Annotated in this window: 15 protein-coding genes; 9 read left to right on the forward strand and 6 right to left on the reverse strand. The window is 64.7% G+C overall.

The window, feature by feature from the left end:
• Positions 1-19: 19 nt before the first annotated feature.
• Positions 20-1,264 carry an efflux RND transporter periplasmic adaptor subunit gene (locus BRAGE_RS0123580; protein WP_027558725.1) on the reverse strand — a complete coding sequence of 415 codons (1,245 nt, stop codon included), beginning with the start codon at positions 1,262-1,264 and terminating at the stop codon, positions 20-22.
• 145 nt (positions 1,265-1,409) lie between these two features.
• The gene (locus BRAGE_RS0123585) at positions 1,410-2,810 is read right to left on the reverse strand and encodes a CoA transferase (protein WP_027558724.1); all 1,401 of its coding nucleotides are present in this window, start codon (positions 2,808-2,810) and stop codon (positions 1,410-1,412) included.
• A 114-nt stretch (positions 2,811-2,924) separates the two neighbouring features.
• Here BRAGE_RS0123585 and BRAGE_RS0123590 point away from each other — a divergent pair, with 114 nt between their 5' ends.
• Both BRAGE_RS0123590 and BRAGE_RS0123595 read left to right on the forward strand, forming a co-directional pair.
• Positions 2,925-3,212 (forward strand): hypothetical protein, encoded by a 288-nt coding sequence (locus BRAGE_RS0123590; protein WP_027558723.1) that lies wholly within the window; start codon positions 2,925-2,927, stop codon positions 3,210-3,212.
• 235 nt (positions 3,213-3,447) lie between these two features.
• Positions 3,448-4,218 carry an SDR family NAD(P)-dependent oxidoreductase gene (locus BRAGE_RS0123595; RefSeq protein WP_027558722.1) on the forward strand — a complete coding sequence of 257 codons (771 nt, stop codon included), beginning with the start codon at positions 3,448-3,450 and terminating at the stop codon, positions 4,216-4,218.
• A 443-nt stretch (positions 4,219-4,661) separates the two neighbouring features.
• Here the strand turns inward: BRAGE_RS0123595 and BRAGE_RS0123600 are convergent, their stop codons facing one another.
• From BRAGE_RS0123600 to BRAGE_RS0123610, 3 genes are read right to left on the reverse strand one after another with little or no spacing between them, the layout of a single operon-like run.
• Complete coding sequence (locus BRAGE_RS0123600) at positions 4,662-8,039, reverse strand: error-prone DNA polymerase (protein ID WP_027558721.1); 3,378 nt, start codon at positions 8,037-8,039, stop codon at positions 4,662-4,664.
• Positions 8,036-9,625: a Y-family DNA polymerase gene (locus tag BRAGE_RS0123605; RefSeq protein ID WP_035729998.1), complete on the reverse strand. Its 1,590-nt coding sequence runs from the start codon at positions 9,623-9,625 to the stop codon at positions 8,036-8,038. Before BRAGE_RS0123605 ends, BRAGE_RS0123600 begins: the two co-directional genes overlap by 4 nt.
• Positions 9,516-10,310 (reverse strand): ImuA family protein, encoded by a 795-nt coding sequence (locus BRAGE_RS0123610; protein WP_027558719.1) that lies wholly within the window; start codon positions 10,308-10,310, stop codon positions 9,516-9,518. The genes BRAGE_RS0123605 and BRAGE_RS0123610 overlap by 110 nt, the downstream gene beginning before the upstream one ends.
• Positions 10,311-10,472: 162 nt before the next feature.
• Between BRAGE_RS0123610 and BRAGE_RS0123615 the strand changes: the two genes are divergently transcribed.
• The 3 genes from BRAGE_RS0123615 (at position 10,473) to BRAGE_RS0123625 (ending at position 14,876) form a co-directional block, all read left to right on the forward strand.
• Positions 10,473-11,708, forward strand: coding sequence for a putative DNA modification/repair radical SAM protein (locus BRAGE_RS0123615; protein ID WP_027558718.1), 1,236 nt, complete (start codon positions 10,473-10,475; stop codon positions 11,706-11,708).
• Complete coding sequence (locus tag BRAGE_RS0123620; protein WP_027558717.1) at positions 11,708-13,150, forward strand: UdgX family uracil-DNA binding protein; 1,443 nt, start codon at positions 11,708-11,710, stop codon at positions 13,148-13,150. Before BRAGE_RS0123615 ends, BRAGE_RS0123620 begins: the two co-directional genes overlap by 1 nt.
• Positions 13,151-13,247: 97 nt before the next feature.
• The gene (locus BRAGE_RS0123625) at positions 13,248-14,876 is read left to right on the forward strand and encodes an inorganic phosphate transporter (RefSeq protein WP_027558716.1); all 1,629 of its coding nucleotides are present in this window, start codon (positions 13,248-13,250) and stop codon (positions 14,874-14,876) included.
• A 74-nt stretch (positions 14,877-14,950) separates the two neighbouring features.
• Here BRAGE_RS0123625 and BRAGE_RS0123630 read toward each other — a convergent pair whose 3' ends face one another.
• Positions 14,951-16,123: a M20 aminoacylase family protein gene (locus BRAGE_RS0123630; protein WP_027558715.1), complete on the reverse strand. Its 1,173-nt coding sequence runs from the start codon at positions 16,121-16,123 to the stop codon at positions 14,951-14,953.
• A 224-nt stretch (positions 16,124-16,347) separates the two neighbouring features.
• Here BRAGE_RS0123630 and BRAGE_RS0123635 point away from each other — a divergent pair, with 224 nt between their 5' ends.
• The 4 genes from BRAGE_RS0123635 to BRAGE_RS0123650 all read left to right on the forward strand — a co-directional run bounded on the left by BRAGE_RS0123635 (position 16,348) and on the right by BRAGE_RS0123650 (position 20,412).
• The gene (locus BRAGE_RS0123635) at positions 16,348-17,967 is read left to right on the forward strand and encodes a GMC family oxidoreductase (protein WP_027558714.1); all 1,620 of its coding nucleotides are present in this window, start codon (positions 16,348-16,350) and stop codon (positions 17,965-17,967) included.
• A gap of 12 nt (positions 17,968-17,979) precedes the next feature.
• Positions 17,980-18,873 carry an alpha/beta fold hydrolase gene (locus tag BRAGE_RS0123640; RefSeq protein ID WP_027558713.1) on the forward strand — a complete coding sequence of 298 codons (894 nt, stop codon included), beginning with the start codon at positions 17,980-17,982 and terminating at the stop codon, positions 18,871-18,873.
• Positions 18,874-19,109: 236 nt separating this feature from the next.
• Complete coding sequence (locus tag BRAGE_RS0123645; protein WP_027558712.1) at positions 19,110-20,054, forward strand: metallophosphoesterase family protein; 945 nt, start codon at positions 19,110-19,112, stop codon at positions 20,052-20,054.
• Between the two features lie 19 nt (positions 20,055-20,073).
• The gene (locus BRAGE_RS0123650; RefSeq protein ID WP_027558711.1) at positions 20,074-20,412 is read left to right on the forward strand and encodes a cupredoxin domain-containing protein; all 339 of its coding nucleotides are present in this window, start codon (positions 20,074-20,076) and stop codon (positions 20,410-20,412) included.
• Positions 20,413-20,516 lie beyond the last annotated feature (104 nt).

Below are 20,516 nucleotides of genomic sequence, written 5' to 3' on the forward strand. Positions count from 1 at the left end.
TTGTGTGTTAGATCGTCGATCAGCTGCCGGACGCCGCGCGGTCGATGAACAGGCTGCCCTTGACGACGATCTGCTCGCCGGGTTTCAGATTGCTGGTGACTTCGACGAGGTTGCCGTTGATGAGGCCGGTCTTGATCTCGCGCAGCTCCACCGACTTGTCATCGCGCGCGACCCAGAGGCGGACCTTGTCGGCTTCATAGATCAGCGCCTGCTTGGGCACCGCCGGCGCGGCGCGATCGCCGGCCGAATAGATCGTGACGTTGGCGAACATCTCCGGCTTGAGCAGGCCGTCCTTGTTGTCGATGGTGGCGCGGACCAGGAGGCGGCGGGTGTTGGGATCGATCGCGGCGGCGACGTAATTGATCTTGGCCGTGAGCGGACGGCCCGGCAGCGCCATCACGTTGACGGTGATGTCCTGACCGATGCACACCGCGGCCGCATCGCTCTCGCGCACGAAGGCGGTGAGCCAAACCGTGGAGAGGTCGCCGACCACGAACACCGGATCGCTGGCGCCGGCGTTGACATACTGGCCGGGGCCGATCTTGCGCTGCACGACCGTGCCGGAGATCGGCGAGTAGATCGTGATCTCGCGATCGATGACACCCTTGTCCTGGAACGCCTTAATGGTCTCGTCGGTGAAGCCGAGGATGCGCAGCTTGTTGCGCGCGGCCTCCAGCGCCGTCACCGATGAGCGCATGTCGTTCTGCGCCTGGACCTGGTTCGCTTCCGCCTGCTGATAATCCTTCAGCGGAATAGCGTGGCCTTCATAGAGATCCTTGGCACGCTTGAACTGGATGTCGGCAAGATCGATCGCCGACTTCGCCTTGTTCTGCGCGGTCATCGCCGCGATAAAATCGTTCTGGGCCTGCACGGTGTCGGCGGCCTCGATCGTGAACAGCGGTTGGCCCTGCTTCAGGGTCTCGCCGGGCTTCGCCAGCAGCTTGGTGACCCGGCCCGCATAGGGCGAGAACACCGGCGTCGAGCGGTCCTCGTCGACCGCGACCTTGCCTTCGGTGACGTATTCGGCCCGGAAGGTCCTGGCCTTGACCGGCTCGATCGTCAGCGTGGCCCATTCGGACGGCGTCGGCGTGAAGTTCTGCGCATTCCTGCGCGACTGGCTGGAAATCTCGGAGTGGCTCTTCTCCTTGGCTCCCGCACGCAGGAAGCCATAGGTACCGGCACCGGCAAGAGCTAGTAAAACTACGGATGTGATCACCCGTTGTTTTGTAAGCACCTGCATTCGCTTGGTATTTTCAACTACCATGGGGCCCGGTCGTGTCTGCGACGATCTCGGCAGATGGCTGCCTTGTCGGTCGCGCTAATAGTGCTGAATTGGGATTTCAAACAACCTAAAAAACGCTAGGCACCTTTCGGTTTGCGTTAAAATTTTGCGATGCGTCAGCTTCCCGTCAGTTTCGCGCCGGCCACTGTGCCGGATGGCTGCCGAGCGGCATCGCCGGACGGCTCCATTGTGCCGGCGTCCTCGACAGCAGCGCCGAATGGCGCACCGCCTTCAACGTGCCGAAGCCAGATGGCACGGCTTCGATGAACGCAGGATGTACGGCCTCCTCCGTAAGATCCGGGGTATCCTGGCCGCGATCGAGCCGGCCGAGATTCCACAGCCAGCGCCCGGTCTGGGCCAGCGACACACGCACGTGCCAGCTACCGCCTTGGCTCGCCTGGCGCGCCTTGGCCATCATTGCGCCGAACGCCATCAGATAGCCGGTGGCGTGATCGAGCATCTGCGCCGGCAATTCCTTGGGGCCGTCGATGCCGGCAGCCTTCCCTTCCGCATCGTTGAAGCCGGTCGTGGTCTGCACCAGCGAGTCGAAGCCGCGCCGCTCGGCCCAGGGACCGGCTTGGCCGTAGGCGGACAACGTCACGTAAACGATCCCGGGATTGATGCGCGCTGCATCCTCCGGCGAAAAGCCGAGACTCGCGAGCGCGCGTGGGCGATAGCCTTGCGAGAAGATGTCGGCGTCTTGCAGCAGCGCGCGCATCTGCGCCCTGCCCGCCTCGCTCTTCAGCTCGATGAAGCTGGTGAGCTTGCCGCGGCCGGTGTCGATGGTGAGCCAGGGAATGGCAGGCAGCTCCGGGCCCGACACCAGCAGCACATCGGCGCCGTGCGCGGCGAGCGTGCGCCCGGCGACGGGGCCTGCAATGACGCGGGAGAGATCGAGCACGCGAATGCCAGAGAGCGGAAGATCGCCTTTGGGCCACGGCTTTGGCGGAGCATCGCCGATCTTCTCGATCGAGATCAGCGGCAGTTCGGCAAGCGCACGCGCCTGCGGCAGCGCGGACCATTCGTCGTAGGAGCGCGTCAAGGCAACGACACCGCCCGCGGCGTAAGCGGCGGTTTCAAAATCCTCACCCTTCCAGTGCATCAATGCGGCTTGCACTTTCTCGCGCTCCGCCTCGCAGCCGAGCACCTTGCAGACGGCGTCACGATGATGCGGAAAGTTGGTGTGGCAGCGGACAAAGCGATTGTCGCCGGTCCTGTAGACGCCGGCGATGGCGTCCCAGGCCGGAGGCGGCGGCTTGTCGTCAAGGCGCAGATAGCGCTCGGAGCGGCATTCGGCGACGGCGTGGCGCATGTCGACGGAGACGTCCTGCGCCTCGCCGCTGCGCAGCCGCCAGATTTCGGCCGCAGCGAGGCCGGCGGCAGCGATCGTCGTCTGTCCGGCGACAGCGACGCGAAACGAGGACGGGATCTGCGGCTCTTCCCCGGTCAGCCGCACGCGTGCGAGCGCGGCCGCATCGCCGCCGGCGGAGGTCCAGATACCCCTAAGAATATCGGCGGAGCTTTGCATGACCGCTTCTCTCCCTTTCCGGGTTGAGCATGATCTTTTCGGAAAACCGCTGCGCACTTTTCCGCATCATGCTGTAATTTTCGCGACCATGTCATGATCGCAGAAAGGAATGCAATGGCCGCCATCGATCCCCTCACCGCAGGCGCCGTGTTCGTCGCAACGGCGGCCACCGACGCGGTCTATGTGATGTTCACCTCGGCCGTGGTCGCGCGCAAGCGCATGCCGGCGGCGACCTGGAGCGCGATCTGGTACCTGCTCTCGTCCTATGCCGTGATCAGCTACACCGAAAACGCCTTCTATGTGGCTTTCGCCGCGATCGGCTCCTGGGTCGGCGCGTATGCATCGCTGACCTTCCTGCACCGCCCGCCCGGCGGCCCGCCGGTGGGGGCCTCGCCGGAGTGAGGATAGAATTGCTTTTGAATCCTTTGCTGCCGGTCCCGTCATCCTGAGGTGCGAGGCTTGCGATGCAACGCATCGCAAGTCGAGCCTCGAAGGATGAACGGCCGCGGTGGCAGCCGGGCTGTCGCCCTTCGAGGCCTCCGCTACGCTCCGGCACCTCAGGGTGACGGAATGGCATTTGCGACCATGCCGCGTACGTGACTACACTGCGCACAATCAGCAAGAAGGAAAACCAACAATGGATCTCGGTCTCAAGGGAAAGAACGCCATCGTGCTCGGCGGCACGCGCGGCATCGGGCGGGCGATTGCGGATACGCTCGCCGGTGAAGGCGCCAACGTCGCGGTGTGCGCGCGCAATGCCGATCAGGTTGCGGCGACCGTCGCCGAGCTGAAGGCCAGCGGCATCCGCGCCACCGGCGGTACGGTCGACGTCACCGACGGCGCGGCGCTGAAAGCCTGGATCGAGGGCGCGGCGAAAGAGCTCGGCGGCGTCGACATGCTGTTCTCCAATGCCGGCGCGATGGCGCAAGGCCAGGACGCCGCGTCCTGGGAGCAGAATTTCCGGCTCGACGTGCTCGGCGCCGTACATGCGTTCGACGCGGCGCGGCCGTTCCTCGAAGCCGGCGGCGCCGGCAGCGGCGATGCGGCCTTCGTCATCATCTCCTCGATTGCGGCGGCGCAGGCGGATGCGGCAAGCTCCTACGGCCCGATCAAGGCAGCGCTGATCCACATGGCCAAGGGACTGGCGCGGCAATACGCCAAGAAGAAAATCCGCATCAACGTCGTCTCGCCCGGCACGGTCTATTTCAAGGGCGGCGTCTGGAACACGATCGAGCAGAACATGCCCGATCGCTACAACGACGCGATGAAGCGCAACCCGACCGGCCGTATGGCAACGCCGCAGGAGATCGCGAGCGCGGCAGTGTTTCTGGCAAGCCCAGTGTCGGCGTTCACGACGGGATCTAACCTCGTGGTGGACGGCGCGATCTCGAACCGGGTGAATTTCTAGAGAGCGGCGCGCACCTCCCTCCGCCGTCATGGCCGGGCTTGACCCGACCATCCACGCGTCACTGCGCACTCAGAAAGACGTGGATGCCCGGGTCAAGCCCGGGCATGACGACTGAGACTGAGACTGAGACTGAGGCGCGCGATCGATCAACAAACCCGTCATTGCTAGCGTAGAATTTGAAGCGAAGCGTGCCCACCACTTTCGCGATGAGTCCTGGAATGGTGGGCACGGCGCTTACGCGCCTTTGCCCACCCTACGACAGCTAGGCTCGCAACGACTGCCAGTTCCGTCATCCTGAGGTGCGAGGCATGGGACGCACCGCGTCCCATGGGGAGACTCGAAGGATGCACGGCCAGGGTGCTGCGGGGCCGTCGCCCTTCGAGGGCCGCTTAAGAAGCGGCCACCTCAGGGTGACGGTGATAGATTGGCCGTCGTGCCATATCTCAATGAAAATCCCGGGACGGCGGCAGGATACGGACGTTGCGGGGGTGGCGGTGTTTTTGCGCGGGCATGTCTGCAAGCGCACGGGGGTCCTCGTTGAGGGGCTCGACCACGGTGGCGCCTGCCGGCACCGGATGCTTGCGGCTCAGCGCATCGTTGGCCAATCCGACCAGATCGTGCGAGCGGTCCACCATGCGCTGGGCGATCAGATGCGTGACCTTTTCGGGGCTGCTCTGGATGTAGCCCTGGACCTCGATGAGGCGCGCGCCCATCACTTCTTTCCGGTACTGCTCCATGACCTTGGGCCACACCACGACATTGGCGATGCCGGTTTCGTCCTCCAGCGTCATGAACACGACGCCGCTGGCGCTGCCCGGCCGCTGCCGCACCAGCACCACGCCGGCGCAGCGGACGCGGCGCCGCTCGTTCTCATGGCTGATCTCCTTGCAGGCGACGACACGCTCGCGCGAAAACATCTCACGCAGGAATTCCATCGGGTGGCCTTTCAGCGATAGGCGGATGGTCTGGTAATCCGCAACCACCTGCTCGCTGCGCGGCATCAGCGGCAGCGACTTTGCGTGCTCGTCCGGCTGCTCGCGCGCGGTCGCGGCCTCGAACAGCGGCAGCGGCACGTCGTCGGGCAGCCGCCGCACCTGCCACAGCGCCTCGCGGCGATCGAGCCCGAGCGAGCGGAACGCATCGGCATCCGCAAGCAGGATCAGCGCGCGCTTGGGCAGGCCGGTGTCGCGGGCGAAGTCTTCGAGCGAGGTGAATCGACTGTTGTTGCGGGCGTCGATGATGCGGTCGGCCCAGTCTTTCTGAGTGACATGGACTTTGCCTTGCCGCTTTGCCTGCTGCCTCTTGAGCTCCTCCTCATCCTCGTCCAGCCAATGAAAACCGTCGATCTGGCGAAAACCCAGGCGCACGGCGCAGTATTTGCCGCTCCCCTCTTCCAGCGTGTTCTGCGCAAAGCTGTAGGACACATCGATGTCCAGCACCTCGACGCCGTTCTTGCGGGCATCGCCGACGATCTGCGCCGGGGCGTAAAAGCCCATCGGCTGCGAGTTCAACAGGCCACAGCAGAAGGCGTCGGGGTGGTAGTGTTTCAGCCATGACGAGATATAGACGAGCTGCGCGAAACTCGCGGCATGGCTCTCCGGAAAGCCGTAGGAGCCAAAGCCCTTGATCTGGTCAAAGCAGCTTTTGGCAAAGTTGGGATCGTAGCCGCGCGCCACCATGTTGCCGATCAACTTCTCCTCGTACTGGCCGATGGTGCCGACATTGCGGAAGGTCGCCATCGAGCGGCGCAGGCCGTTGGCCTCCTCGGAGGTAAACTTTGCCGCCTCGATCGCGATCCGCATCGCCTGTTCCTGGAACAGCGGCACCCCCAACGTTTTGTGCAGCACATTGTAAAGCTCATCCTTGTCGCCGTGATCCGGCAACGGAGACGGATAGCTCACCTTTTCCAGACCATTCCGCCGCCGCAAATACGGGTGGACCATGTCGCCCTGGATTGGCCCCGGACGCACGATCGCGACTTCGATGACGAGATCATAAAATGTCCGCGGCTTCAGGCGCGGCAGCATGTTCATCTGGGCGCGGCTCTCGACCTGGAAGACGCCGAGCGACTCGCCGGCACACAGCATGTCGTAGACCTTGGGATCGTCCTGCGGGACGCTCGCCAGCACGTAACGCCGCCCCTTGTGGTCCGCGATCAGATCAAAACACTTCCTGATGCAGGTCAGCATGCCCAGCGCGAGCACGTCGACCTTCATCATGCTGAGCGCGTCGACGTCGTCCTTGTCCCATTCGATGAAGGTGCGGTCATCCATCGCGGCATTGCCGATCGGCACATAGGTATCGAGCCGGTCCTGCGTCAGCACATAGCCGCCGACATGCTGGGAGAGATGGCGCGGGAATTCGATCAGCTCGGTCGCAAGCTCGACCGCGAGGTTGATCATGGGATTTTGCGGATCGAGCCCGGCCTGTCTGACCTGCATGTCGTTGAGGCCCTTGCCCCAGCTGCCCCAGACGGTGTCGGCCAGTGCGGCGGTGACGTCCTCGGTCAGGCCCAGCGCCTTGCCGACGTCGCGGATGGCGCTGCGCGGGCGATAGTGGATGACGGTGGCGATGATCGCGGCGCGGTGGCGGCCGTAGCGGCGATAGACATATTGCATCACCTCCTCGCGCCGCGAATGCTCGAAGTCGACGTCGATGTCGGGCGGCTCCAGCCGCTCCTTGGAGATGAAGCGCTCGAACAAGAGATCGACCTTGGTCGGGTCGACCGAGGTGATGCCGAGCACGTAGCAGACGGCCGAATTCGCCGCCGACCCGCGGCCCTGGCAGAGGATGTCCTGGCTGCGCGCGTAGTGCACGATGTCGTGCACGGTGAGAAAGTAGTGTGCGTATTTCAGCTCGGCGATCAGCGCGAGCTCCTTGTTGAGCGTCGCACGCAGCTTGTCGTCGATCTTGCCGCCGAAATATTTGTCGACACCTGCCCAGGTCAGATCCTCCAGATGCCCCTGCGCGGTCTTGCCGGGCGGCACCGGCTCGTCCGGATACTGGTATTTGAGCTGGTCGAGCGTGAAGTCGATTCTGTCCGCAAAGCGCATGGTCTCCGCGATCGCCTCGGGGAAATCGCGGAACAGCCGCGACATTTCCTTTGGCGTCTTCAAGAACCGCTCGGCATTGGCTTCCAGCTTGCGCCCGATCGCCTCGATCGTGGTCTTTTCCCGGATGCAGGTCAGCACGTCCTGAAGCGGACGGCGGGCGGGATGGTGATAGAGCACCTCGTTGGTCGCGAGCAGCGGCACCTTTGCTTTTGCGGCGAGATCATCGAGCCGCGCCAGGCGGCGGCGATCGTCGCCGCGATAGACCAGGCTCGCCGCCAGCCACACGCCCTCGGCACCCCTGTCCTTCAGCTTTGCAAGAATATCCAGCGCCTGCGTTTGCTCGAAGCGATGCGGCAGCGTCAGGACCAGGAGCTGCCCTTCGGAAAATTCCAGCAGGTCAGCAAACCTGAGATGGCATTCGCCCTTCTCGATCCGCGTGATGTCGTCGTCGCCGCGCTTGCCCCGGGTGAGGAGCTGGCACAGCCGGCCATAGGCAGCGCGGTCGCGCGGGTACACGAGAATATCAGGCGTGCCGTCGATGAAGACGATGCGCGCGCCAATCAAGAGTTTCGGCTTGTGCAGCACCTTGTCATTGTCGAGCTCCTTGTAGGCACGCACCACGCCGGCGAGCGTGTTGTGATCGGCAATGCCGATCACGGGGATGCCGAGGATGCTGGCCTGATGCACATAGGCGCGCGGATCCGAGCCACCGCGCAGGAAGGAGAAATTGGTGGTGATGCCGATCTCGGCATAGGCTGATGTCGTCATGCAAAGAGACCGTGCACATACCAGTTGGGAGAAACGGGCTCGCCGTCGCCGTCGAACACTTCTCCCTCGTAAAGCCCGTCGCGAAAAATCCAGAAGCGCAGGCCCTCGGCGTCCTCGATGCGGAAATAATCCCGCGTCAGCTGCTTGCCGTCCTGCCGCCACCATTCCATGGCGATGCGCTCGGGCCCTTCCACCCGCACCACCGCATGCAGCGCGCGGCGCCAGGTGAATTGATGCGGCGGGCCGTCGGGCACGGTCGCGAACGGCACCTTAATCGGCTCGGGCTTCTCGAACAGACGCAAGGGGCGTAGCGGCGGCTCGCTCTCGGCGCGCGCCGGCCATTCGGCCTGCATGGCGGCCGCGAGATGATGCTGCGCGGGCGCGGCCAGCACCGCGCATTCGGGAATATGCGTGTCCTGCGGCAGGTGCACGACGACACGCTTCCCCCCGATCCGCGCGGCGATGCGGTCGATCAGCGCGGCAAGCTCGTCATTGTCGTGAACATGGGCGTCGAGATCACGCTGCTCCTGTACCACGATCTCGGTGCGGCTTGCCGACAGGCGCACCATGTCGAAGCCGAAACCGGGATCGAGGGGATCGGCGAGCGCATCGAGGCGCTCGCGGAACAGGCGGTCGACGACCGCGCTTCGCGTCACCGGCCGCCCGGTCTCGACCATGATCGCGCGCACCACGCCGTCGGTGCGGAAGAACGCGGCTTCGAGGCGCCGCGCGCCCTTGCCCTGTTTCTCCATGGAGGCGATCAACGTATCGGCCAGCCGCGACAGCGTCATCGCGATCATGGTGTCGGTTGCGATCGGCTCGGCAAAGCGCTTCTCGACGATGTAGTCGGGCAGCGGCTTGCGCGGATTGATCGGCGCATCACCCTGCCCCAGCGCATGCGCGAGCAGCGTGGAGAACCGGGCACCGAACCGCGCCGTGATCTCGCTCGGCGAACGCGAGGCGACATCGCCGATGGTCTTCAGGCCGGCACGGCGCAGGCCGGTGGTGATGGCTTCGCCCGCGCCGAGCGCGGACACCGGAAACCGGTCGATCGCTACCGCCTCCCCGCCGTCGGCGACGATGATGCCGGACGTTTGCCGCGTCAGCGTGCGCGCGCAGACTGAGGTGCCGGCGATCGCCGCACTGACGGCAAAACCTTGCCGGGCAAGCGCACGGACCAGCGTCTGCAACAGCGCGGCCTCGCCGCCGAACAGATGCGCGCAGCCGGTGATGTCCAGAAACAGCCCATGCGGCGCATCGAGCGCCACCAGCGGCGTGAAGCGGTCGCACCAGTCGGCGATGTCGCTGAGCGTCTTGGCATCGGCCACGACATCGGCGTCGAACACCTTCAAGTCCGGACACATCGCCCGCGCATTGGCGAGCGGCTGACCGATGTACAGGCCGAGGCGCTCGGCAGCCTCGTCGAGCGCATGGATCACCAGCGCATTGTTCTCCTTGATGACGACGATGCTCGGGTCACCCGGCGCGCCGCCGCTCACCTGCAAAAACCGCTGGATCCGGTCGATGGGCAGGCGCGGCAGCCACAGGCTGAGAATGCGTCGACGGTTCACTGAACTGGCACTCATCACAATTCCATTCCATGATCCACCGGCCACACGGGCCATGACGATTGCGCAAGAGTTCGGCATCGAAGCGCGGCGCGCCCCAGGCACTCCATATTGGGCCCGGCGGCGAATGCGCCGCGCGCAGCATCCATCGCGTCTCGGCAGTCGAAGGCAGCGGCTGCGCCGCCATCCGCAGCATCAGACCGGTGACGCCTGAGCCTTGCGCGGCCAGCGTCAGCTTGCGGCTCGCGACGAGATCGAACTGCCTGGCATCGCCCCAGAGCTCGAGCACGACGGCGCCGAGCGCATCGCAGGCGAGCGCGTCGGCCGAGGTGCGCAGCGCGCTCTCGACATCGGCGGCGCGCACCATCACCACGCGGCGCGGATCGAGCCCGAGCTCGGCGAGCCCGCTCATCGACAGCGCGCCGGTCTCAAGTTCCGAAAAATCCTGCCGCACCCACAGCAGCGGCCGCTGCGCCGAGACGCGTCCTGCGAGGCCCATGACAAAACCCGTCGCAACTGTTCCCTGAGACCCAGCGCAAAACACCTCGTGGATCGCCGCGCGCGCGAGCCCGCCCTTCAGCACGGCATCGGCCTCGCCATGGCCGAGCGCGACGCGGTCATACTGATGCACGACCTCCGCCGTCTCGATGCGCTCGATCTGGCCGCGCAAGGTCGCAAGCGCGCTGATGCGTGCGCTGCTCATGCTCGCCGCTCCTTCAGAGGTGATTGCCGGTGGCTCTCAAAAAGAGAACCAGCGGCTGGCTCATTTGTTCATGATATGTTCTAATATAAAGCTAACGGCAGCCGAAGAGTCAATCGAATTGGCGCGCCAAAGATTCATGAGTGGAATCAAAGAGATTCAAGCATGGACGTACAACGCAAACTGGAAATTCTCGCGGATGCCGCCAAGTACGACGCCTCCTGCGCCTCCAGCGGGACCGAGAAGCGGGATTCCAGCGACGGCAAGGGCATGGGCTCGACCGCCCCAGGCATGGGCATCTGCCATTCCTACGCGCCGGATGGACGTTGCATCTCGCTGCTCAAGGTGCTGCTGACCAACGCCTGCAATTACGATTGCCTCTATTGCGTCAACCGCGCCTCCTCGAACGTGCCGCGCGCCCGCTTCACCATCGACGAGGTGGTCAAGCTGACGCTCGACTTCTACCGGCGCAATTACATCGAGGGCCTGTTCCTCTCCTCCGGCATCATCCGCAGCCCTGATTACACGATGGAGCAAGTAGTGAGCGTCGCGCGAAAACTGCGCGAGGAGCATCACTTCCGCGGCTACATCCATCTCAAGACGATTCCCGAGGCCGACGACGCGCTGATCGCGGAGGCCGGCAAATATGCCGACCGTCTCTCCATCAACATCGAGATGCCGCAGGAGACGAGCCTGCAGCAATTCGCGCCGGAGAAGGATGTCCGCGCGATCCGCCGCACCATGGGCCGGCTGCGGCTGAAGCTCGACGAGGCCGAGGAAGACCGCAACACAAAGACCAAAACAAAACCGCAGCGCTTCGCGCCCGCCGGACAAAGCACGCAGATGATCGTCGGCGCCGACAGCGCGAACGACCACACCATTCTCCACACCAGCGCCAATCTCTACGGCGCCTACCGGTTGCGGCGCGTCTACTACTCCGCCTTCAGCCCGATCCCGGACGCCAGCCGCGCTCTGCCTCTGGTACAGCCGCCGCTGCTGCGCGAGCACAGGCTCTACCAGGCCGACTGGCTGATGCGGTTTTACGGCTTCGACGTTGCGGAGATCGTCGACGATAGCGCGATGCTGCCGCTCGACATCGATCCAAAACTCGCTTGGGCACTGCGCCATCGCGACCGCTTCCCGCTCGACGTCAACCGCGCTAGTCGCGAGGAGTTGCTGCGCGTGCCGGGCTTCGGCACCAAGGCGGTCGAACGCATCATCGCGGCGCGTCGCACCACCACGATCCGCCTCTCCGATCTCGCGCGCCTGCACGTGCCCCGCAACAAGGCGCTGCCGTTCATCGTCCTCAGCGATCACCGCCCCTCACCGCATCGCCTCGAAGCGGCCGGACTCATCGAACGGTTCAAGCCGAAGGCAACGCAACTGGGATTTGGCTTCTGATGCAGTACATCATCCTCGACACCGAAACCGATTTCGACGGCTGGCGCAACGCCGCGCGCTCGCTCGTGCTTCATCATGTGGAGCCGACCGATGTCACCTGGGCCGTGCAGGGCGGCGAAGCCGATTTGTTCGCGCCATCCGCGCCGTCTCCGATCCTCGAGGTGAACGACGGCACCTTCAACGTGCCGGCAAAATTCGTCGAGCTCGCGAAAGCAGCAATCCTCCACCGCGATGGTGAGCGATTTGCGATCCTCTATCGCCTGCTCTGGCGCTTGAAGGACAACCACGATCTCATCGAGGTCGCGATCGATCCCGATGTCGCGCTCATCACGGCGATGGCAAGAGCGGTCCATCGCGACGAGCACAAGATGCACGCCTTCGTGCGCTTCCGCGAGATCGGCCGCGAGCGAGCCGCGCATTACGTCGCCTGGTTCGAGCCGGAGCATCACATCGTCGAGCTTGCCGCGCCGTTCTTTGCAAAACGCTTTGCCGACATGCCCTGGTCGATCCTGACGCCGGACCTCTGCGCGCATTGGGACGGCCATACGCTCTCGTTCACGCCGGGCGTGAGCAAGAGCGAGGCGCCGGGCGAAGACCGGCTGGAGGAAACCTGGCGGCGCTACTACGCCAGCATCTTCAATCCGGCGCGGCTCAAGGTGAAGGCGATGCAGACGGAGATGCCGAAGAAATACTGGAGGAACCTGCCCGAGGCTTCGATCATTAAGCCCCTGATCGAGGACGCCGAGCGCATGACCGGCGCCATGATTGCCAATGCCGCAACCGATCCGCACAAGCCTCAGAAGCGGCCGGAGGCTCCGATGAAACGCAAACCTGCTGCCGACGATCTCGAAGCCCTCCGCGAGGAGGCCGCGCATTGCCGCGCCTGCCCTCTCTACAAGGACGCGACGCAGACCGTGTTCGGCGAAGGTCCGAAGTCCGCCAACATCATGCTGGTCGGCGAGCAGCCCGGCGACAAGGAAGACCTCGCCGGCCATCCTTTCGTCGGACCGGCCGGGCAGATGCTCGATCGTGCGCTGGAAGAAGCCGGCGTAGATCGCAAGAAGGTCTACGTCACCAACGCGGTCAAGCACTTCAAATTCGTGCCGCGCGGCAAGATCCGCCTGCATCAGAAGCCGAACACACCTGAGATCCGGGCCTGCCGGCAATGGTACGAGCGGGAAGTTTCGGCAATCCAGCCCGACCTCATCGTCGCGATGGGCGCCACCGCCGCGCAGAGCGTGTTCGGCAAGATCACGCCGATCGGAAAGACCCGCGGCCGGCTCATAGACCTGCCCGACGGGCGCAAGGCGCTGGTGACGGTGCACCCGTCCTATCTGCTGCGGCTGCCCGATCCGGAAGCCAAAGTGCTGGAGTATCAGCGCTTTGTCGAAGACCTGAAGATCGCCGCCGGCCTGCAGAAGAAGGCCCCGCGCGCCGCCTAAATACAGGTGGGAAAGCGACTTTTGGACGCACTTGTCATCCAGCCTTCAAATCCATCGCGGACAATAGCCCTTCAAATTAGTTAAGGGGCGTCCAAAAATGACAGATGTTGCATTCGACCGTGCGGTAGGCGATCCGGCGCCTGTCCAGCCTGCTTCCCGGCCCAATCTCGACAAGGGTTTCAATCCGCTGACGATGATCCTGTTCTTCGGCATCCTCGCCGCAGGCCTGCTGTTCGTCGCCTACAGCATCTATTCCGACGTCGATGCGACCGGCACCAAGGTCACGAGCTACGTTCCCTACATCCTGCTGTTCGTCGCGCTGCTGATCGCGCTCGGCTTCGAATTCGTCAACGGCTTCCATGACACTGCCAACGCGGTGGCGACCGTGATCTACACCCACTCGCTGCCGGCCGAATTCGCGGTGATGTGGTCCGGCCTGTTCAACTTCCTCGGCGTGCTGACGTCGACCGGTGCCGTCGCGTTCGGCATCGTCTCGCTGCTGCCGGTGGAGCTGATCCTGCAGGTCGGCTCCAGCGCCGGCTTCGCGATGGTGTTCGCGCTGCTGATCGCCGCGATCCTCTGGAACCTCGGCACCTGGGCCTTCGGCCTGCCGGCCTCCTCCTCGCACACGCTGATCGGCTCGATCATCGGCGTCGGCGTCGCCAACGCGATCATGCGCGGCCGCGACGGCACCTCGGGCGTGGACTGGGGCAAGGCCACCGAAATCGGCTATGCGCTCCTGCTCTCGCCGCTGGTCGGCTTTGTCTGCGCCGCCGTCCTGTTGCTGCTGCTCAAGATGATCGTCAAGAACCCGGCGCTCTACGCAGCTCCCGAAGGCCACAAGGCCCCGCCGATCTGGATCCGCGGCCTCCTGATCCTGACCTGCACTGGCGTCAGCTTCGCCCACGGCTCGAACGACGGTCAGAAGGGCATGGGCCTGATCATGCTGATCCTGATCGGCACCGTGCCGACGGCCTACGCGCTCAACCGCGCATTGCCGGAGACGCAGGTCGCCCAGTTCCAGAAGGTTTCGGACGCCGCCTCCAAGGTGATCGCGGCCAAGGGCGCCGGCCACAACATCATCGGCGACCCGCGCCCCGCGGTGACGCAGTACATCACCTCGCATCACATCACCGAAGGCACCTATCCTTCGCTGTCGGTGCTGGTGAAGGATGTCGGCGACCAGGTCGCGAAGTACGGCTCCCTGAACAAGGTGCCGGCGGAAGTGGTCGGCAACACCCGTAACGACATGTACCTGACCTCGGAAGCGATCCGCTTCCTGATGAAGGACAAGGAAAACGACCTCAACAAGGAAGAGGTCGCGACCTTGAACGCTTACAAGGGCGGGCTCGACAGCGCGACCAAGTTCATCCCGACCTGGGTGAAGGTTGCAGTGGCGATCGCGCTCGGCCTTGGCACCATGGTCGGCTGGAAGCGTATCGTCGTGACCGTCGGCGAGAAGATCGGCAAGACCCACCTGACCTACGCGCAGGGCGCCTCCGCCGAGCTCGTCGCCGCCGCCACGATCGGTGCCGCCGACACCTTCGGCCTGCCTGTGTCGACCACGCACGTGCTGTCGTCAGGCGTAGCAGGCGCGATGGCCGCGAACGGCTCGGGTCTCCAGATCGCCACCATCCGCAACATGGTGATGGCCTGGGTCCTGACCCTGCCCGTCGCCATCCTGCTGTCGGGCACGCTCTACGTGATCTTCTCGCGCATCTTCTAAGCCGATCAGATCCCGCAACGACAAAGGGCCCGTGCAAGCACGGGCCCTTTCATTTTGTGCGTCGAGCTTCGGCCTTACGACGCCGCGAGCTGTTCTTCGACCAGCTTGACCCAGTAGGACGTGCCGTAGACGATCGCCTCGTCGTTGAAATTGTAGGCGGGGTGATGCAGGCCGGCGCTGTCGCCGTTGCCGCAGAAGATGAAGGCGCCGGGGCGCGCTTCCAGCATATAGGCGAAATCCTCGCCGCCCATCAGCGGCGGCATCTCGAGCACGTTGGCTTCGCCCGCAACGTGCTTCGCAATGCGCGTCGCCACCTCGGTCTCCGCGGCGTGGTTGTTCACGACGGGATAGTTGCGCTTGTAGCGCAGATCGATCTTGGCGCCCGTGATCTGCGCCACGCCCGCCACCACCTCATGCACGCGCTTCTCGACCAGCCTGCGCACCTCCGGCGTCAGCGTGCGGATCGTGCCGCGCAGCGTCGCCGTCTGCGGAATGACGTTGCGGGCATTGCCGGCGTGAAACTCGCAGATCGAGATCACCGCCGATTCCAAGGGATCGACGCTGCGCGCAACGATCGATTGCAGCGCCGTGATCACCTGCGCACCCACCAGCACGGAATCCACGCATTTGTGCGGGCGCGCGGCATGGCCGCCGAAACCCTCGATCATGATGTCGACCTCGTCGGTCGCTGCCATGATCGGACCGGGCCGGATCGCGAACGAGCCGATCGGTATGCCGGGGCCGTTGTGCATGCCGTAGACCTGCTCGATGCCGAAGCGCTCCATCAGCCCGTCCTTGACCATGGCCGCGCCACCGGCGCCGCCCTCCTCGGCCGGCTGGAAGATCACCACGGCATCGCCGGCGAAGTTCCGGGTCTCGGCGAGATAACGCGCGGCGCCGAGCAGCATCGCGGTATGGCCGTCATGGCCGCAGGCATGCATCTTGCCGGGGGTCTTGGAGGCGTAAGGCAGGTTGGTCTCTTCCTCGACAGGGAGCGCATCCATGTCGGCACGCATGCCGATCACCTTGAGCCCCTCGCCGGCCGGCTTGCTGCCCTTGATCACGCCGACCACCCCGGTCTGGCCGATGCCGGTCACGACCTCGTCGCAGCCGAACTCGCGCAGGCGGTCCGCCACGAATGCTGCGGTGCGGTGGACATCGTAGAGCAGCTCGGGATGCTCATGAATGTCCCGGCGCCAGGCCTGAATATCGGGTTGGAGGTCGGCGACACGGTTCACGATGGGCATGGAAGGTCTCAAAGCTTGGTTGAAAATACAGCACTGTCTACCATGCAAGCGCGAGTCCACCCAACTGCCTGGGGTCCGGGGGAGCTCTGTCTCCTCGTCATGGCCGGGCTTGTGGCCAGCTTGTCTCCAGCTTGTCTTGGCCATTCACGTCTGACTATTAGGACGGGAAGCGCGTGGATGCCGGGGACAAGCCCGGGCATGACGTCTGTTTGGGTGGAAGCAGAATGCCAAGACGGCTCGAAGGTGAGTTTGACTATATCGTCGTCGGGGCCGGCACCGCCGGCTGCATCCTCGCCAACCGGCTGTCGGCCGAGCCCAAGAACCGTGTTCTCATTCTCGAAGCCGGCGGCGACGACAACTGGATCTGGTTCCACATTCCGGTCGGCTATCTCTTCGCGATCGGCAATCCGCGCTCGGACTGGATGTTCAAGACCGAGGCCGAGCCCGGCCTGAACGGCCGTTCGCTCGCCTATCCCCGCGGCAAGGTGATCGGCGGCTGCTCGGCGATCAACGCCATGATCTCGATGCGCGGACAGGCCGCCGACTACGACCATTGGCGCCAGCTCGGACTGACTGGCTGGGGCTATGACGACGTGCTGCCGCTGTTCAAACGGATCGAGGATCACTTCCTCGGCGCGAGCGAGCATCACGGCGCCGGCGGCGGCTGGCGCATCGAGGCGCCACGGCTGTCCTGGGACGTTCTCGATGCCGTTGGTGATGCCGCCGAGGAGATGGGCATCAAGCGCATCCCGGATTTCAACACCGGCGACAACGAAGGCACCAGTTACTTCCATGTCAACCAGAAGCGCGGCCGCCGCTGGTCGTCGGCGCGCGGCTTCCTCAAGCCCGCGCTGAACCGCCCCAATCTGCGGCTCGAGAAGCATGTGCTGGTCGATCGCCTCATCATCGAGCAGGGCCGCGCCGTCGGCGTGCGCTTCATCCAGAACGGCGAGATCCTCGAGGCACGCGCGAAACGCGAGGTCGTCCTCTCGGCAGGCGCGATCGGCTCGGTGCAGGTGCTGCATCGCTCCGGCATCGGCCCCGCCGACTGGCTGTCGCCGCTCGGCATCGACATCGTCATGGACAAGCCTGGCATCGGCCGAAACTTGCAGGACCATCTCCAGCAGCGCGCGATCTACAAGGTCGAGGGCGTGCGCACGCTGAACGAGACCTACTACAATCTCTTCCGCCGTGGTTTGATGGGGCTCGACTACGCCTTCCGCCGCCGCGGTCCCCTGACCATGGCGCCCTCGCAGCTCGGCATCTTCACGCGCTCTGATGCGACGCGTTCGCGCGCCAACATCCAGTTCCATGTGCAGCCGCTGTCGCTCGACAAATTCGGCGATCCCCTGCACCGCTTCCCCGCGATCACCGTCAGCGCCTGCAATCTCCAGCCGACCTCGCGCGGCACCGTGCGGCTGCGTTCGTCGACACCGGACGAAAAGCCGATCATCGCGCCGAACTATCTGTCGACCGACGACGACCGCCAGGTCGGCGCGGACGCCATCCGCACCACCCGTCGCCTGATGCAGCAGAAGGCGCTGGCAAAATATCGCCCGAGCGAATATCTGCCCGGTCCCTCCGTCGGCGACGACGATGCCTCGCTGGCGAAGGCCGCCGGCGACATCGGCACCACCATCTTCCATCCTGTCGGCACCGCCAAGATGGGCGCAGCGAACGATCCGATGGCCGTGGTCGACGAGCGCCTGCGCTTCTACGGCCTCAGCGGCCTTCGCATCGTCGATGCCTCGATCATGCCGACCATCACGTCAGGGAACACCAACACGCCGACGGCGATGATCGCCGAGAAGGGTGCGACGATGATCTTGGAGGATGCGAAGTAGCATCGCATCGCCATGATCAATCCGCACCGCTTTTCAATCGGCCCCGCCGGCGCAGAGATCGCCATGTTGCAATGGGGCGAGAGCGGCAAGCCGCCCGCCCTGCTCGTGCACGGCACCGGTTTCGTCGCCGATGTTTGGGACGAGGTCGCGCGCGAACTTGCGTCGACCTACACCGTCTACGCCCTCGACCGCCGCGGCCACGGCGCCAGCCACAAGCCCAGCACTTATCACTTCCTGGACTTCGCCGACGACGTCTGCCGGGTCATCGATGCGCTCGGGCTGCACGATGTCTACGGCATCGGCCATAGTGCGGGGGCGACCGACCTCCTGCTCGCGGCAAAGCTATTGCCCGGGCGTTTCACGCGCCTGTTCGTGATGGAGCCGACCATCATGGACCCGCGCGCGGCACGCGCTGGTGGATTGGACGGAGAGGCCCTCTCCCGCGTGCAAGGCGCGCTGCGCCGGCAGGCGGAATTCGACAGCCACGATGCCGTGTTCAACCGCTACCGCGCGGCGCCGGCATTCGTGGATTGGACCGAGACCTCGCTGCGGGCCTATGTGCGTCACGGCTTCGTGCCGCTGGGGGATGGCCGGGTCCGGCTCTGCTGCACGCCCGAGATCGAGGCAGCGATGCTGCGTCCGATCTACGAGGCGATGACGCAGGTTTACGTCGGCGACGCCCGCGGCAATCCTTTTACGTCGCTCACCGAGATCGACTGCCCGGTGCGCGTCACCACCGCCGCGAAGTCGGGGCCGATCTACAAGGTGATGGCAGCGCGCGCGGTCTCGCTGATTCCGCAGGTGAGCACGCTGGTCTTCGAGGGTGCCGGGCATTGCGTGGCGCAGGAGATGCCGGCGGCCGTGGTGGAAGCCGTGCGCGAATTCGCGAAAGAATTCGCGAAATAAGTCTCGTGCCCCGGACGCGCTGCAGCGTGCAACGCTGCTGCGCAGAGCCGGAGCCATCTCACCACGTACCGTGCGGCCTTCTAGGTCCCTGCTCTGCAGCGCACCGGCAAGAGGCGCTGCGCTACGTCCGTGACACGAGGCCTCACTCACGAAATCGTCATCGCATCCGGGAATAAGCCTCCCCCTCCCGCAATCACCTCCCCGAAGCCCAATTCCGGGCGAAGCGGAGAGGTGCGATGAGCGGACACGATCAAGGGGACGACGGCTTCAGCCGCCGCAAGGTGCTGGAATGCATGACCTGGGCCGGCACGGGGGTGCTCTGGACCGTCACGGGCGGCGTGCCGCGCTCGCTCGGCATCATCGACGCGGCTGAAGCCGCGACGGCGGCCACGCCCGGCATGACCTTCCTGCAGATCAGCGACAGCCATGTCGGCTTCGACAAGCCGGCCAATCCCAACGCGCTCGGCACGCTGGAGGAGGCCGTGAACAAGATCAACGCGATGCCGGCCAAGCCGTCCTTCATGATCCACACCGGCGACATCACCCACCTGTCGAAGGCTGCCGAGTTCGACAATGCCGAGCGCATCATCTCGCAGAGCAAGCTCGACGTGCACTACGTCCCCGGCGAACATGACTTCCTCGACGAGGAGGTGAAGTTCTATCGCGAGCGCTACGGCCGCGGCACTAAGGGCCAGGGCTGGTACTCCTTCGACGCCGGCGGCGTGCACTTCGTCGGCCTCGTCAACGTCGTCGACCTCAAGGCCGGTGGCCTCGGCAATCTCGGCGCCGAGCAGCTCGCCTGGCTCGCGGATGATCTGCGCGGCAAGTCGAAATCGACGCCTGTCGTGTTGTTCGCCCACATCCCGCTCTGGACCGTCTATCCCGAATGGGGCTGGGGCACCGAGGACGGCGGCCGCGCGCTGGAGCTCGTGAAAGGCTTTGGCTCGGTCACCGTGCTCAACGGCCACATCCACCAGGTGATGCAGAAGGTCGAGGGCAACGTCACCTTCCACACCGCGCGCTCGACCGCGTTCCCGCAGCCGGCGCCGGGAGCCGCCCCTTCGCCTGGACCGATGAAGGTCGAGGACGCAAAACTCCGCTCTATGCTCGGCGTTGCAAGCGTCAACTTCAAGCAGAACGAGCAGCGGCTCGCGATCATCGACACGCCGCTGCAGGGCTAAGGTTGAACGGAAGCTGACAATGAAAATACTCAATCGCCGCGACTTCGGTGTCGACCTCGGTCTCGCTTTGGCCGCGGCCATCCTGTTGCCCGCAACAAAAGCCCGTGCCGACAACGACCTGGACGTGCACATCGACAATTTCGTGTTCCAGCCGGCCGAGCTCAAGATCAAGGTCGGCACCACCGTGACCTGGACCAACCGGGACGACATCCCGCACACCGTGGTGTCGGCCGGCAAGTTCAGGTCCAAGACCCTGGACACCGACGACAAGTTCTCGTTCACCTTCACCAATGCGGGCGACTACAAGTATTTTTGTTCGCTGCACCCGCACATGACGGGGATGATCAAGGTTGAGTAACGTCTCCAACCAAGGCATCAACGTCTTGCCCGGCCGGTGGTCCCACGCCGGCCGGGCTCACGCGGCTTCGACCGCGGCGAAAGCGGAAGCAAAGCAAGAGGCAA

It is taken from the genome of Bradyrhizobium genosp. SA-4 str. CB756 (assembly GCF_000473125.1).
Lineage (GTDB): Bacteria > Pseudomonadota > Alphaproteobacteria > Rhizobiales > Xanthobacteraceae > Bradyrhizobium > Bradyrhizobium arachidis.

Bases quoted from the DNA above. Each gene is read 5' to 3' on its own strand.
- BRAGE_RS0123625 (WP_027558716.1), top strand. From the start codon at position 13,248: ATGACAGATGTTGCATTCGACCGTGCGGTAGGCGATCCGGCGCCTGTC.
- BRAGE_RS0123640 (WP_027558713.1), top strand. From the start codon at position 17,980: ATGATCAATCCGCACCGCTTTTCAATCGGCCCCGCCGGCGCAGAGATC.
- BRAGE_RS0123610 (WP_027558719.1), bottom strand. From the start codon at position 10,310: ATGAGCAGCGCACGCATCAGCGCGCTTGCGACCTTGCGCGGCCAGATC.
- BRAGE_RS0123580 (WP_027558725.1), bottom strand. From the start codon at position 1,264: ATGGTAGTTGAAAATACCAAGCGAATGCAGGTGCTTACAAAACAACGG.
- BRAGE_RS0123590 (WP_027558723.1), top strand. From the start codon at position 2,925: ATGGCCGCCATCGATCCCCTCACCGCAGGCGCCGTGTTCGTCGCAACG.
- BRAGE_RS0123605 (WP_035729998.1), bottom strand. From the start codon at position 9,625: ATGAGTGCCAGTTCAGTGAACCGTCGACGCATTCTCAGCCTGTGGCTG.
- BRAGE_RS0123630 (WP_027558715.1), bottom strand. From the start codon at position 16,123: ATGCCCATCGTGAACCGTGTCGCCGACCTCCAACCCGATATTCAGGCC.
- BRAGE_RS0123620 (WP_027558717.1), top strand. From the start codon at position 11,708: ATGCAGTACATCATCCTCGACACCGAAACCGATTTCGACGGCTGGCGC.
- BRAGE_RS0123645 (WP_027558712.1), top strand. From the start codon at position 19,110: ATGAGCGGACACGATCAAGGGGACGACGGCTTCAGCCGCCGCAAGGTG.
- BRAGE_RS0123595 (WP_027558722.1), top strand. From the start codon at position 3,448: ATGGATCTCGGTCTCAAGGGAAAGAACGCCATCGTGCTCGGCGGCACG.
- BRAGE_RS0123600 (WP_027558721.1), bottom strand. From the start codon at position 8,039: ATGACGACATCAGCCTATGCCGAGATCGGCATCACCACCAATTTCTCC.
- BRAGE_RS0123615 (WP_027558718.1), top strand. From the start codon at position 10,473: ATGGACGTACAACGCAAACTGGAAATTCTCGCGGATGCCGCCAAGTAC.
- BRAGE_RS0123585 (WP_027558724.1), bottom strand. From the start codon at position 2,810: ATGCAAAGCTCCGCCGATATTCTTAGGGGTATCTGGACCTCCGCCGGC.
- BRAGE_RS0123635 (WP_027558714.1), top strand. From the start codon at position 16,348: ATGCCAAGACGGCTCGAAGGTGAGTTTGACTATATCGTCGTCGGGGCC.
- BRAGE_RS0123650 (WP_027558711.1), top strand. From the start codon at position 20,074: ATGAAAATACTCAATCGCCGCGACTTCGGTGTCGACCTCGGTCTCGCT.